Genomic DNA, 13,836 nt, shown 5'->3' on the forward strand with positions numbered 1-13,836 from the left:
TAGCGCATCCCTATATCATTGGACCACCCTTGCTTGGACCACTACTCAGTGCACTACTGTCCATGAATGGCTGTGATGCAAGCAATAACTGTTGCTTGGCTTCTTCAACCAAATGTGGATCAATGGGATAATTAAAGTTGCCTTTGTACCTCACGCCTGATCCCATATGGATTTCCGTGATACCCGTCTGCCTCACTAGCGTTTGAATTCCCTCTATGGTGACCCCCGATCCTGCCATGACAGCGATGTTCAAGGTTTGCCCCAGTTGCTGAAGTTGTTTCAGTTCCAGTATAGCTTCAGGCGCTGTCTGTTTCCCTCCCGATGTAAGAACACGCTCCACGTTTCCCAATGTGTTAATAGCCTTGAGCGCCTCAGTCAGGCTTGTGCTCACATCAATTGCACGATGAAACGTAACGCCCAAACCCTGAGCTTCGGCCATACATAATTGCATGGGTAAAAGGTCCACTTCACCATCTCCGGTGAGGGCACCGATTACGATGCCAGCGGCTCCAAGTTCCCTCGCCACGCGTACATCCCGGGTCATGACGTGGATGTCATCTGCGCTATAGCGGAACGAGCGGCTATGGGGACGGATCATGACATACACCGGAATGGATACCTGGGATACCACCTGCTCCATGACGCCATAACCGGGGGTAAGTCCTCCTTCAGACATCGCAGACACCAGCTCAATCCGATCAGCCCCTCCCTCCTCAGCTGCTTTGGCATCTGCCGCATCCACAGCAATGACTTCCAATACAGGCTGTCTTTCCATAAGGATCGCTCCCTTCACTTCATCGTAGATTATTCTAGAACCGTTAACCCGTATCGATAGACATCACTCGAACTGCACACAGCCTGATCCATGACATAAAGGACCGACTGAACGCTTCATCAGCGCTCCTGCGGTCCTTCTTCATCATTATTTGACGACGGTCAGCTTCTTAATCTGCAAAGGCTGACCTTCCTGAACGATATATGGTTTGTCGGCAATGATCTTCATGATTGGATTCTCCTTTGGGGACCGGAATGGGCTAGCAAATAGAGAGCGCATCGGATTTCATGTACTTCGTCTGATCATTTTGTTATTTTCGTTATTATTAATGTTATTATTTATTAGCAATAGTCTAAAACGTTAGGATCAGAACGTCAATACAAAAAAAGACACCCGGAGGATGTCTTCGTGTCTTGGATAACCTTCTGGTTATCCGAGCTTTTTCTATTTTCTACGCCGAGCCTTCGTCATTCGATTAAACATGATCAGTGCAGCAATAATCATGGCTATCATGGCAATATTACTCGCTACTTCTTGTGATAGTCCGAAAAGAACTCCCAGGTTAGTCACCAGGCCTCTTACAATCAGCGCCACCACAACCAGCAGGATTGGACTCAAAAAATTATAATTTCTCATTCTTCGCAACACCCCTGACCCCATTGTTCAGAACTACGAATCTCATAACACTATCATAACAGTAGCTATTCTGTGTTACAACAAAGGACACCCGCGTACAGTGTCCTTTGTCATATACCAACGTATTCTGCTTTGGATGACAGAACAACCTTTCGATTGCTCTTATCACCTGATATTTCCGATTATCTTCTACACCTGTTTGAATTCGATCCAGTCAATCTGGAGACCTGGTTTGGTGAAGTCCAGTTTCAATTCATACAGTCCTGCTTCAAGATCTACTTTGACAAGTTTCTGTCTGATCCATTTGCCTTCCGTACCATTTGTTTGAATGGTGGTCACCAACTGGTCATTCAGGAGCAGGTTACATGCACTTTGAGCGAGTTCCGGCTCAGGGGACATGATCTGTACGATAATCCGATAATGGCCGGCCTCGCTCACTTTCATGTAGACGGGTTCAGCTACTGCAGGTTTCACCTGTGCGTTCTCAACCAGATCCTGAGCTTGTGCAGCAGATAGGGAGGCATTCGCTTGGAATGAAGCGACGTTCTCCACGATCTCGTGTTTTCTGCCGGACACCGGTGCATTCATGATGAACTTGCAGATGTTGATCGCCGAGCGTTGCAGCTCTCCGCGAGTCAATGTTCCATTTTCCAAGGATTCAATCGTGTTGTCGTCCCAGCCATTGATCTCTGCGCCGTAGTTCGGTACAACCATGTAGAGATCATTCTGCGCACGAATCATCCAGTTGGTGTATTTGCGATCAGCCTCTCCACCTTCGGTCACATCATTCATAATCGCCCACCAGTCGGTCATTACAATTCCGTCGAAATTCCATTCGCCACGCAAAATCGTGGTGTTCAGGTCGTAGTTGGATGCCGCCCAGTGTCCGTTAACCGGGTTGTAGGAGGTCATGATGGAGTTTGCTCCGCCTTCTTTTACAGCGATTTCGAACCCTTTCAGGTAAATTTCACGCAGTGCACGTTCGGAGACAACAGCATCTACTTTACTGCGGTGTTTCTCCTGGTTGTTGCAGGCAAAGTGTTTCAGTGTGGCATTGGAACCACCCTTCATGATACCTTTCGTACATGCTGCCGCAAATACACCCGAGATCAGTGGATCTTCGGAGAAGTACTCAAAGTTCCGGCCATTAAGCGGGCTCCGGCGGATATTGAGTCCAGGTCCGAGCAGGGTATCCACCTGATTTCTTAGCAATTCCTGTCCTTCCATCACATACAACTCTTCAACAAGATCCTTGTTCCATGTCGCCGCAAGCAACGTACCAATGGATACCTGTGTTGCCTTTTCGCCACTATCCATACGAATACCGGACGGGCCATCTGCCGTACATGCTACCGGAATACCGTAGTTAAACAGGCTGTCGCTGACACCACCAAATGCAGATGCCGTCCCCGAAGTAACGAGCGGACTGCTCATGCCTTCGCCACGGACAATCGCCGCCAGATCCTGATCACTCAGTTGAGCGATGAAGGTTTCCAGACTCACTTTGCCAGCCTTAACGTCACTCAGCTTGTGGCCCTGGTTACCTGTCTGCTCCAGCGTTTGCGGGAGATTCTGCTCGATCCGGTTTGCCATGGATATCTTACGTTTCGGTACTTCTGCATAAGTCAGTTCATAAGATCCATCTTCCTTGCGCGAACCTGGTTTCATCCGTGTGAAATCTTCAGTTGGGGCCATCGCTTCTTGCAGTTGCTCCACCAATTGAAGAGATTCAATCACATATCCATCCTGGCCATCAATGCTGATATGCTGCACTTGTTTCACACTGGTTCCTACATGCAGTCGGTATGTGCCTTCTTCCAGAACATATGCGGAAGCAAAACCTGTAACACCTGCATCATCGTAAGATGCCATCGCATGGATCGGGAAGCTGATCGTCAGAAGTTCTGACTCGCCCGGCTGCAACAATCCTGTTTTACCAAAAGCCACCAAAGCCTTCACCGGTTGTCCCAATTTGCCTTGTGGTGCTTCATAATAGACTTGCACAACCTCTTTGCCCGCATATGTTGTACCTGAGTTGGTCACATTTACACGAACTTCAATGTAGGTTTCGCCGTCTTTGGACACTGATTTTGCTTCTTCGTGTTGGGCCAAAAACGTCGTATAAGACAGGCCGTAACCGAATTCAAACTGAACGCGCTCAGGTCGAAACGTTTCGAAATAACGATAACCTACATAGATATCTTCCTGATACAGGTTCTTGAACTCATTGCCGTAGTTGCTGGTCGAAGGGTAATCTTCGATGGAATATGCAATCGTATCTGTCAGTTTACCGCTTGGTGTAACGTCCCCCGCCAGCACATCGGCAATCGCATTACCACCCTCCATACCGCCATGCCATGAGTAAATTACGCCTTGGATCGGATGTAGATACGTTTCGTTTAACCAACTCATGTCGATGATATTTGAGACATTCAGCACAACGATTGTGTGTTCAAACTGCGAAGTAACTTGCTCCAACATCGCTTTCTCATCTTCTGTCAGTTGGTAACTTCCTGGCGCATCCGCATTATCCTGGTCTTCTCCTGCTGTACGTCCAATCACGATAATGGCTTTGCTGGATTTGCTTCTAGCCTGTGCAACAAGTTCATCCGTCAAAGGCATTTCTTTCTGATTCCATGGCTCGGCCGCCCATACTTTTCCGCCATCATCAAATGGATTTTCCTCAATCCACTTCTCATAGACAGCTGCCAGCTCTTCATTGACCGTTATATTCTTCTTGCTGCGCAGACCATCCAATAGATTCGTTGTGTAGGCCACATGAACACTACCGCCTGAACCCGTGCCGCTCCGATAATAATTGACTTGAATCCGTCCAAAAACTGAAACGTTTTCGTTTTCACGAAGTGGAAGCACTTGGCCTTCATTTCTGAGTAAAACGGCTCCTTCAGCGGCAACCGTACGACTAAACTCTGCAAACCCTTCCAATGGAACTCCGATTTGATGTGTGCTCAATGATTTCCCTCCTGATTGTCATCCCCATACCTACGAATCGCTATATATAAAATGAACTATATAAATTGAACTAAAGAATATTTACACTGGACACTCCGATGACAGAATAACCTTCCGATCGCTGTTATCCACAGATTTTAGGAATCCCCCTTATATGGGGAAAATCCGGGGATAAAGGCGAACGCTTTCGCTTCTTCAGGTTTTTTCTGTCCTCTCCGTTTCGTGTAAATGTTTAGTTCAATTTATATAACAAAACGTACACTCATTTTATAAAAAGATATTCTATGATCTGGTAGATTCACTTGTACATAGTCTCATATTAACAGATTCTACCGAAGAAATTAAATTAGATTTGTGCTTTATTTATATTATTAAAAAATGTCCAGGATTAGCGGCATAATAAAAAGCCACGGACACCTGTTGTCCGTGACTTTTCTTGATTTTATATTACTCATATTAAGTCGTAAGTTTCGCATACACCAAGAAGAATAACATGTCTTCGCCCATGATCACATAAGCAGGAACCCGGTAGACCAGATCCACAAAGACAAATGCCACCAGTAACCCCACCATGACTGCCAGATGACGTGGCCGGAGTCGTAGATGTGCGTGTCTGTAACGATGGAACACAAGTGATGTCGACAAGAAATACAGTAACGCTGATCCAAATACAAACCCCAGCATGAACACATAGTTTAACTGATTCTGATATAACAGCTGAATTGAGGCAGCGATCATACTCATAGAGATGTAGATGAACAGATGGCCGTATATGATCGCTTGCCCGGCAGTCTGAATCTCTTTGCTGACCTTTTTCTCCACGTTGTCGAAGTATTGCCACCATATCGCAATGACAAAGATGGATGTAAAGGCGGCAAACAGAATGGATTTCATATCCCAATGATCGGCTTGCAGCACTGCAATAATGCTTACCACCGATTCACCCAACAGGATGAGTGTAAAGAGCGCGAAACGTTCCAACAAGTGATGGGTCTGAACCGGTACCTTCACCAGATTTTTGCGTCCGATCAACGGAAGTACGATGTCCACAGCAATCCCCGCATACAAAATCACGTAGCGTAACCAGGAATCGAAGAACAATGAACCTGATGAGATCAATATGCCAATAAGGAAACAGATACCCAAGTAACGAGCCGCTTGCTGCTGATGCTCGCCTTTTGACTTGTGAGCCGTCAGATACTGAATCGCCGTAAATGCCCGTGAGCCGATATATCCAATGAAGAAGGACAGGTAGTATTGGTCAAAATGGGTAGAGAGGCTTGCCGTCATGACCATAACGGACAGAAGCTGAAGGATGAGGAATATTCGATGGATCAGGATATCTTGACCATAGCGGTTAATAAATAAGGTCTGACCGACCCATGCCCACCAAACAGGGATAAAAATAAGCACAAACTTCATTAAATATTCAAACGTAATTACTCCATGTTCGGCATGCAACAAGACATGACCCGCTTTGGCGACCGCTGCTACAAAGAGCAGATCGTAAAACAGCTCCAGCCAGGTAACCTTTTTCTCCATCATCCTTCGTTGCTCCTTTAGGTTTTTCATTTACACATACACTTCGATGACGAGTAACCCTTCAATCGCTGTTATCCCAGATTTTTTTGATTCCCTTTTCCTAAGGGAAAATCCGGGGATAGCGTGCGCTTCCGATGTAGCTTTCTTTCAGAGAGCTTTTAGGCGATCACTTCGCTTTTTCAGGTTTTTTCTAGAACTCTTATTAATTCGCAGCTGTAGCAGGTACGAGTGTTCTTACTTCAATCGGTTGCAGATTGTCCTCAATTTGAGGGCGGTATTTCTCAAACCACTCTGGCAGCATCAATTTTTGTCCAAGCGAATCAGCAGGTTCATCTTTGGCAAAGCCCGGAGGATCTGTAGCAATTTCAAACAGAATGCCGCCAGCTTCTCTGAAGTAGATTGCGTTAAAGTACTGACGATCCCGCACTGGAGTCGGTTGGTACCCGTAATCACGTACAGCTTCACTCCACTGTGCATGCTCTTCATCGTCTTTGGCGCGCCATGCAATATGGTGCACGGTTCCTGCGCCGCCCATACCCAGAGCCATACGGGTCACTGGAACATCTACGACATTACCGATATCCCCGCTGGACCGGAAACGAGCATACTCTTCATTTTCACTCACTCTGACAAATCCCAAAATTTTCTCAAGAGCATCCATCGTTCTTTGCGGGTTAACACTGAACAGGACAGCACCACCGAAGCCTTTAATCGCTTTATCGGTCGGAATCCCTTCATGCGCCCAAGTGCTGATTGCTCCCTCTTTCCGTTCAACAAGCTCAAGCCGCAGGCCTTCGCCATCTTCGAATTGAAGCAGGTCTTCATTGAAGCGACTTGTTTTGGTTACCTCAATGTTATACTGTTCCAGCCGATTCTGCCAGAAGCCAATCGACCCAGGAGGAATGACATAGGAAGTGATGCCGACCTGACCTCCGCCAATTTTGCCCCGTGGTGATCCAGCGGATGGGAAGAAGGTAATGATGGTACCTGGGCTTCCGTGCTCATCGCCAAAATACAGATGATATACATCAGGTGCATCGAAGTTGATTGTTTTTTTCACCAGACGAAGTCCCAGAACTCCGGCATAAAAATCAACGTTGGCCTGTGGATCTCCTGCGAAAGCTGTAATATGGTGAATACCTGCTGTTTGAATAGTCATGATTATTTCCTCCTTGGTTTGGTAAGCATGTTTTAATTTGAGTAGGTATTATAGTTATTCGAGTTAGCTGATTGATTTATAGTAAGTTTTTATTATCTTTAAATTAAGATATATGATCTAGCGAATTGTATTCTAGTCGTTATTTTGATTGGCCTGTTCTTGTTTCAATTTATCAGGAGTCACGTCATCGCCGTTTGGATCATAGATGGTTGCATTCAGCAGAATGTCGTTGACCGAACCGCGAAAAGTTTGCAGATATTCCTGGCGAAGACGAACCTGTTCCTCTTTCTCCATCTCCGTCAATCCGCCCTCTTTGGCTTTTCTTGAAAGTTCATTTATTCTGGTCAATGTTGGGATAATCATCTTGATCTCTCCTTGTGTAATGGATTTAAGATATTTGTTTGGGTTGTTATTTATATTTAAATTAAATATCTTAATTTAAAGATAAATGATTTGTGATCGGTTGTCAACTCTTTTATAAAAATTAAAATACTGCACCCGTTCCTCTGCTCTACGCCATGTTGCTTTAAGTATGAATCCAAACAAAAAAGGGCTAGCTCCGCAGTAATTTCACTTACTACGAACCTAGCCCTACATGTATTTATTTGATTAGCCCAGCTTTTGACCACAATTCGGACAGAAGTTGGCTCCATCATTTTTGGCTCCACAGTTCGGGCAGAAGTTTGGCTTCTTGTTGCCTTCTGTAGATGAAGAGTTACCTGAATCACCGTTGTTATTTCCCGCTGGTTTCTGGTCGTTATTTTGATTCTGAGACGAGTTGGCATTGTTGTTCTGATTCTGGCCTTGGTTCTGGTTCATGTTTTTCATCATTTCATTGGCCATGTTCATACCCATCATCATGCCCGCCATATCCGAAGCTGCGCCGCCGCCCTGTACTTTACCGGATGAGATGCCGTCTGTCATGCTGACCTGTTGATACTTTTGCAGATTACCAATCATCTCATGCGAAGCGGTCTTTGTAATCATATCCTGAATCTCTTTTGGATAATTGAAGCTCATCACCTGGAAACCGGTAATCCCAATGCCGATATCCATCATCTGCATATCCAGATCTTCCTGAATACCTTTGGCAATATCCGATGCGTTGGCCTGCAGGTTAAACATATCCTTACCTTCGCGGCTAATCCACTTCATTAGAAGCTGATCCAGCACGGAAGTGATTCGGATTTTGACATCCTCCACCAGATAACTCTGCTTGATGCCTGCAATCTTATCAATCAGGGTGACATAGTCACTTACTTTAAAATTAAATGTACCGTTGGCCCGAATCGGCATCCCGCCCGGGAGTTGTGGTGTTGGAATCAACACCGGACTTTGCGTGCCCCAGCGCACGGTGAACTCTTTTGTATTTACAAACAAGACTTCGACCCGCATGCCACTGTTGAATCCAAATTTGAATCCTTTTAATGTAGAAAGGAATGGAATGATCTCGGAATCGATATTAAATGATCCTTCGTCCTCGAAAATTCCTTCCACTTTACCGTTATTCAGGAAAATGGCGTCCTGACCGGAACGGATGATCAGTTTACTCCCCTTCTTAATCTCCCGGTTGCTCCACTTCCAAAATATCATGTCATCTCTGAACTCTTCCCATTCCACCACATTCGAAAATTGATTTCTGAAAAATCCCATATTCGTTTCCATCCCTTCTATTTAACGTAATCCGATTACTCAGTTACTAAAACGACCCTCTACTTCCACTGTGTGAGTGACCACCTCGGGAGGTACCTCCACCGCCGCCTCCGCCACCGTTGTTATTGTTCTTCTCGATTTTGCGCTTGGTTACGGTTGTACGGATATAACGATCCTGACGATCAATTACACTGGAATTGCTTGAATCCTCATAAGTCGCACGATTGACCGTGACACGTCCTCCGGAACGATAGGTCATAATACCAACAACAATACCGCCAAGAACTACAGATACTCCCAATTGAAACCAGCCGTTGAACAAAATGTTGTTTGGATTCACACCGGGTTCATACCCCATATATTTGTAAGAGAGCTCAATATATTTCTCAAATGCGAGTTTATAATCCCCACTGGACAATTCAGAGGTAATCCGGTTACGGATAGAATCTAGTCGCTGATCGCTCAGATATTCTTTTGCCTTATAAAATCCAGCCAGATACACTTCACGATTATTCATGTCCATCGTCAATATGACAGCATTACCATGTTCTTTATCGTATCCTAGCCTCTGCTCATCATAAAAATCTTCAGTTAAGAGTATAACATCCTGATTCTCAACATTATTTGTTGTCAAAATAACAAAGTCCGTCTGCCGTTCCGCGCCATACTGATTAGCAAGTAGATTCAATTCACTTTTCTCCTGCTCACTCAGCAGGTTGGCCTCATCGTAGATGAGATTTTTGCTCTCCGCTGCGGATGCCGATGACATGGGAATCATCGGAGCGATAAGCGTTATCATAAGTAAAATGAGCGTAGCCATCACGGCCAGAGGGGTTCTTTTCCTCATAAGAATCCACCTCCCATCATCCAGGAAACCAGCTTCAGTGATAACAACGAGACCGCTGATACCCCTGCGAACCATCCGGCCACTTTGGCTTTGCTGATCGGTGGTTTGCCGACCACTTTACCTGTCTGACCATTCATGGCAAAGGTATACTGTGCCCGATTGTAGTCATAGTTGACCATCCACACTGGGAGCAGCACATAGTCCGCGTTTTTGAGCGTAGTATCAATCTGTTTGTCCGTGTAGCTCACGCTGGTATATCCGGATACAGTTGAGGCAATATAAGAATCAATGTACGATCTCGTTTTATCCTTGACCCGTGGAAAAAGTTCCTCGTCCGTATAACTGTATTTTTCCGCAATGTACCCCGCCAGATACGGGGTCTTGAACAATTTCAGCTGATTATATGGGAAAGGCTCCAGCTTATCCATCAGTTCATCCTTCATTTTCTCCGATGCATCAATGGGCAGATTCACGTAATTCAGCCGAATCCGGCGGTATATATCGAAATGCTGTGTTTCCGTGTAATGGTAGTCACCCTGGGTGTAGGATCTGACCTTGGTGCCACGACCATGCACTTCGATTTTGTTATGTAACTCGTACAACCAGAACGGCACGTACATGCCGGTAATGCTCTGAATCCGATCGGCGGACATGAAGCCACTTGGCGTTAAAAGGCCGTTTTTGCACCACTTTTTGAAAGCCTGCTTGGCTTGATCCTTGTTGATCGAAAAGGGAATCACCATCGCAGGGGCCAGATTGCCCGTCAGCCGATCACTGAGTACAACCGCCGCACCGCAGAAACTACATGTCGTCGCACTGGTCTCCGGTTCTGTCACAATGTCAGCTCCGCAGCTGTTACAGTGGTATTCCTTGACCTCGTTTTCGGTGAATACTTGTCTTTTCAAAGGATCGGGGATCTGCTCTATGTTGTCCTGGCGGCCGCAGCTGGGACAGGATAATGCACCTGACACACTGTCAAAGATCATGCCACTGCCGCAGTTTGGACATTTATATTCAATAACCGGCATCTGCTCACCTCAATGTTAACGAAATGGTTTAACTTATTACTTATTCTTCAGCTTTTCCTGAATCGCTGCGAGTTCTTCCTCCGCACTTGGCGACGCACTCTCATTATTACCCGCATCTGCGTTCATGTCCCTCTCCAACTGGGCAATTAATTCGTCCAAATCATCTTCCTGTGCCCCAGCACGAAGTTCTGCCAAAGCCTCTGCTTCGTTCAGCGCCTGATTCGCCTTATCTTCCATGGCCTTCAATGCAGCATCAGCTCTGCCCGCAGATGCATTCTGTTCGTTGGCCTGTTGCTGCGCCTTTGCATCTGCGATGCGACCTTTCAGTTCTGAATGCCGACCCTCCAATTGCCCTAGATCTGCAACCAGTTTATCGTTCATATGCTTCATCATCTTGGCTTTGGCAGAAGCACGTTCATAGGCGGCTTGTAATTCATTCAATTTGTCAGCCAGCTTCACTTTCTTCTCCAGAAAACCACGTGCCTTGTCTTCGTCTCCCGACTCCGCTGATTTTTCCGCATACCGCTGTAATTTCTTGACCTCGGCGCTGCACTCATCCAATGCTCGCTTCGCCCGGCTCTCATCCGACAGCACCGCTGCCGTTTCAGCCTTCACCTGACCCAGATCACTGCTCAGGCTTCGCATATATTCATTCACACTCTTCTCCGGGTCTTCCGCCCGAGACAACATGTGGTTCACATTGGCCTTCATCACGTCTCTAAACCTCGATAAGATTCCCATTACTTGTTCCTCCTCCGAAAAGTTCATATGTATACTATAATACATGAATACGGCGACATACGTTTCACATTTCACGATGGCAAGTGGAGTTACTACGATCCAAATACGTACTATAAAACGTAATATAAGAAAAGACGAGCACTTTATAGTGTCGCCTTATAATCAAAAAAATCACTCATAATTATCAGTATCATTCTTCCTCAATCACAGTTCGTAATGAACAGCACACTTTCCTCTGCGATCCGATTTGGATCGGTATTATGGGTTTTAGTCCTTTGCCCGCAATCCACAAATCCCTACCTGATCTACGGCTCGACCGGAAGGCTCTCCACCGCTGTGAAAAACACATCCAATAGCTCAACGTTATACGTTTTATGGACGTATTCGGTTATTAACGCCACATCCTCTTCCCCCTGATACTCCAAGCATGGGCGGCCCTCACTCCACAGCACCCTGCACGGGAACTTCCCGACAACATCCTTAATGATGTGATCCGGCTCAGCTACTTTATGAATGTCTCCCATATGAAATCTCCTCATTTCTCTATACTTATCGTGTGCAATTATGCATTAATTTTGAGATAGATAACGATTCGATTCAGTGTACTTCATCACATTCCATTCGGGAGAGCTATGAAGGCATATCACACAAGCATTTTGCAGACACAACAGGGCTGGTTCCCCCATAGGTGCCATTCCTTCGCAAGTTGGCTATAATAAGGGGATCAAAGTTTTCTATAAAGGCAGGAAAAATATGCGTACACGTGTTCACTTTATTGCTCCCTACGAATCGATGATTCCTATTATACAAGAGTGCATTCCTCGCTTTCCCCAGTTAACCATTCAGACGGACGTGGGCGACTTGGCAAACGGTGTGGAATTAGCAACTCAAGCTGAGAAAAATGGTGCAGAGATTATCATCAGCCGCGGCGGAACCGCCCAACTCATTAAAAAAGCAGTGACCATTCCCGTCATTGATGTGCAGTTATCGGGCTATGATATGATTCGTTCACTTACACTGGCAAGCCAGTTTAACGGCCAAACAGCCATTGTTGGCTTCTCCAACATCACCTCTGGTGCACAATCGATTATTGATTTGATGGATCTGCCCCTCAAGGTCTATACCATACATAGCTCGGAAGATGTGGCACGATTGCTCCTGGAGTTGAAGGCTTCCGGGTACCGACAGATTGTTGGAGATGTGATCACCGTCAACACCGCGAAGACCTATGGTCTGGAGGGATTATTAATCCAATCTGGCCAGGAATCCATCCTTAGAGCGATGGAGGATGCACAGCTGGTCTACCGTTATTTGAGCAAAAATCATGCGATATCGATCATCCTGAATGACCTGGTTACACGGGAACATCCCAATTTACTTATTTTAAATGAACGGAATGAAGTTGTATTCGAGAACCTGACCGATTTTGGGAAAAATCCGCTGACCGATAATCACATATATCTGACCAATACCAGTCTGGAATTCCATCAATCCCAGATCCAAAATGTGTTCATGGTGGACGATTACCAGCTCACGGTTAACGCCTATGAAACGACCCTGGACAACAAGAACTACAAGGTATATATGCTGGAAAAAGGACAACCCTATGCCTTTGCACAATTCGGCATAACAACGTTTACGGACGCATCGATGGAGCCTATCGTTGCCGAATCCCCTGCCATGCAGGCGGTATTACAGAACATTCGGGCACTCTACGAGAATCATGAACCGATCTATCTGCGGGGTGAAGCAGATTCCGGTAAATCTTTTCTGGTCAAACATATTCATCAGATGTACTCAGGTGGCGGACTCTTATTACAGATGGATCTCTCGCAAGTTCCGCCCGGTCATTTGCACAAGATACCACTCGCCAAGGTTAGAAATGTAGAGATTAACCACATGGAAACACGTATGGAAGATCCGGAGTTGCTCGCCTTTATCCAGAGCTGCCTTCAAAACCAGATTGGGGTGTTTATACTCGGGGAACAGATATTGAACCCGCAGTGGTCACTCGATCTGGAGCTTAATACAATCATGATGCCAAATCTTGCGGATAGACCAGAGGATCTGGCTCCACTGATGCAGCATTTCCTGACGGATTACTACCACAAATACGGAACTACTGCGGTGAGAATCAAAGAAGATGCTCTACAGCTGATCCAAGATCAGATCACACATATGAATGTCAACCAGCTGAAACATCTGATCAAGCAGGCTGCACTCAACGAACAAGATTATGTAATCAACACGGCTACCTTGTCCCGCTTGCTGGATCAGCAACCTTCTTCAAGCCCAATGAAGTTGAACGGTACGCTGAAGGAGATTGAGAAAGAAGTTATTCAGTTCGTGCTTCAGGAGGAAAATAACAATCAATCAAAGGCCGCAGAGCGTCTGGGGATTAACCGGGCCACATTATGGCGTAAACTTAAAGATTAACTTTAAGTTTGCGTCTTTTTTATCGCTTTTATGTGTTGCATTTTTA

12 protein-coding genes are annotated in these 13,836 nt (G+C 45.8%); 1 reads left to right on the forward strand and 11 read right to left on the reverse strand.

Translation table 11 applies throughout. The features are described 5' to 3' along the window. Nucleotides 1-10: 10 nt before the first annotated feature. The 11 genes from MHB71_RS24050 to MHB71_RS24100 all read right to left on the reverse strand — a co-directional run bounded on the left by MHB71_RS24050 (nucleotide 11) and on the right by MHB71_RS24100 (nucleotide 11,878). Nucleotides 11-775 (reverse strand): copper homeostasis protein CutC, encoded by a 765-nt coding sequence (locus tag MHB71_RS24050; RefSeq protein ID WP_340027897.1) that lies wholly within the window; start codon nucleotides 773-775, stop codon nucleotides 11-13. A 444-nt stretch (nucleotides 776-1,219) separates the two neighbouring features. Beyond that, entirely contained in the window at nucleotides 1,220-1,411 is a 192-nt protein-coding gene (locus tag MHB71_RS24055; RefSeq protein WP_017691199.1) for a hypothetical protein, read from the reverse strand. Between the two features lie 189 nt (nucleotides 1,412-1,600). After that, a complete protein-coding gene (locus MHB71_RS24060; RefSeq protein WP_340027898.1) occupies nucleotides 1,601-4,384 on the reverse strand; it encodes a glycoside hydrolase family 3 C-terminal domain-containing protein in 2,784 nt (927 codons plus the stop codon). A gap of 456 nt (nucleotides 4,385-4,840) precedes the next feature. Next, nucleotides 4,841-5,929, reverse strand: coding sequence for a low temperature requirement protein A (locus MHB71_RS24065; RefSeq protein ID WP_340027899.1), 1,089 nt, complete (start codon nucleotides 5,927-5,929; stop codon nucleotides 4,841-4,843). 199 nt (nucleotides 5,930-6,128) lie between these two features. Then, nucleotides 6,129-7,085, reverse strand: a complete 957-nt coding sequence (locus MHB71_RS24070) for a ring-cleaving dioxygenase (RefSeq protein WP_340027900.1) — start codon at nucleotides 7,083-7,085, stop codon at nucleotides 6,129-6,131. Between the two features lie 132 nt (nucleotides 7,086-7,217). After that, a complete protein-coding gene (locus MHB71_RS24075; RefSeq protein ID WP_036674708.1) occupies nucleotides 7,218-7,448 on the reverse strand; it encodes a DUF896 domain-containing protein in 231 nt (76 codons plus the stop codon). Between the two features lie 246 nt (nucleotides 7,449-7,694). After that, nucleotides 7,695-8,738, reverse strand: coding sequence for an SPFH domain-containing protein (locus MHB71_RS24080; protein ID WP_340027901.1), 1,044 nt, complete (start codon nucleotides 8,736-8,738; stop codon nucleotides 7,695-7,697). A gap of 46 nt (nucleotides 8,739-8,784) precedes the next feature. Further along, nucleotides 8,785-9,585 carry a TPM domain-containing protein gene (locus tag MHB71_RS24085; RefSeq protein WP_340027902.1) on the reverse strand — a complete coding sequence of 267 codons (801 nt, stop codon included), beginning with the start codon at nucleotides 9,583-9,585 and terminating at the stop codon, nucleotides 8,785-8,787. Next, nucleotides 9,582-10,613, reverse strand: coding sequence for a TFIIB-type zinc ribbon-containing protein (locus MHB71_RS24090; RefSeq protein ID WP_340027903.1), 1,032 nt, complete (start codon nucleotides 10,611-10,613; stop codon nucleotides 9,582-9,584). The genes MHB71_RS24085 and MHB71_RS24090 overlap by 4 nt, the downstream gene beginning before the upstream one ends. 36 nt (nucleotides 10,614-10,649) lie before the next feature. Continuing rightward, on the reverse strand, nucleotides 10,650-11,354 hold the full coding sequence (locus MHB71_RS24095) for a PspA/IM30 family protein (RefSeq protein ID WP_340027904.1): 705 nt from the start codon (nucleotides 11,352-11,354) through the stop codon (nucleotides 10,650-10,652). A gap of 305 nt (nucleotides 11,355-11,659) precedes the next feature. Then, the gene (locus tag MHB71_RS24100; RefSeq protein ID WP_100526457.1) at nucleotides 11,660-11,878 is read right to left on the reverse strand and encodes a hypothetical protein; all 219 of its coding nucleotides are present in this window, start codon (nucleotides 11,876-11,878) and stop codon (nucleotides 11,660-11,662) included. A gap of 229 nt (nucleotides 11,879-12,107) precedes the next feature. Here MHB71_RS24100 and MHB71_RS24105 point away from each other — a divergent pair, with 229 nt between their 5' ends. After that, nucleotides 12,108-13,790 (forward strand): PrpR N-terminal domain-containing protein, encoded by a 1,683-nt coding sequence (locus tag MHB71_RS24105; RefSeq protein WP_340027905.1) that lies wholly within the window; start codon nucleotides 12,108-12,110, stop codon nucleotides 13,788-13,790. Nucleotides 13,791-13,836: the final 46 nt, after the last annotated feature.

The sequence above is a fragment of the Paenibacillus sp. FSL H7-0940 genome (assembly GCF_037979415.1).
Lineage (GTDB): Bacteria > Bacillota > Bacilli > Paenibacillales > Paenibacillaceae > Paenibacillus > Paenibacillus amylolyticus.

Bases quoted from the DNA above. Each gene is read 5' to 3' on its own strand.
- MHB71_RS24090 (WP_340027903.1), bottom strand. From the start codon at position 10,613: ATGCCGGTTATTGAATATAAATGTCCAAACTGCGGCAGTGGCATGATC.
- MHB71_RS24070 (WP_340027900.1), bottom strand. From the start codon at position 7,085: ATGACTATTCAAACAGCAGGTATTCACCATATTACAGCTTTCGCAGGA.
- MHB71_RS24095 (WP_340027904.1), bottom strand. From the start codon at position 11,354: ATGGGAATCTTATCGAGGTTTAGAGACGTGATGAAGGCCAATGTGAAC.
- MHB71_RS24075 (WP_036674708.1), bottom strand. From the start codon at position 7,448: ATGATTATCCCAACATTGACCAGAATAAATGAACTTTCAAGAAAAGCC.
- MHB71_RS24105 (WP_340027905.1), top strand. From the start codon at position 12,108: ATGCGTACACGTGTTCACTTTATTGCTCCCTACGAATCGATGATTCCT.
- MHB71_RS24085 (WP_340027902.1), bottom strand. From the start codon at position 9,585: ATGAGGAAAAGAACCCCTCTGGCCGTGATGGCTACGCTCATTTTACTT.
- MHB71_RS24080 (WP_340027901.1), bottom strand. From the start codon at position 8,738: ATGGGATTTTTCAGAAATCAATTTTCGAATGTGGTGGAATGGGAAGAG.
- MHB71_RS24055 (WP_017691199.1), bottom strand. From the start codon at position 1,411: ATGAGAAATTATAATTTTTTGAGTCCAATCCTGCTGGTTGTGGTGGCG.
- MHB71_RS24065 (WP_340027899.1), bottom strand. From the start codon at position 5,929: ATGATGGAGAAAAAGGTTACCTGGCTGGAGCTGTTTTACGATCTGCTC.
- MHB71_RS24050 (WP_340027897.1), bottom strand. From the start codon at position 775: ATGGAAAGACAGCCTGTATTGGAAGTCATTGCTGTGGATGCGGCAGAT.
- MHB71_RS24100 (WP_100526457.1), bottom strand. From the start codon at position 11,878: ATGGGAGACATTCATAAAGTAGCTGAGCCGGATCACATCATTAAGGAT.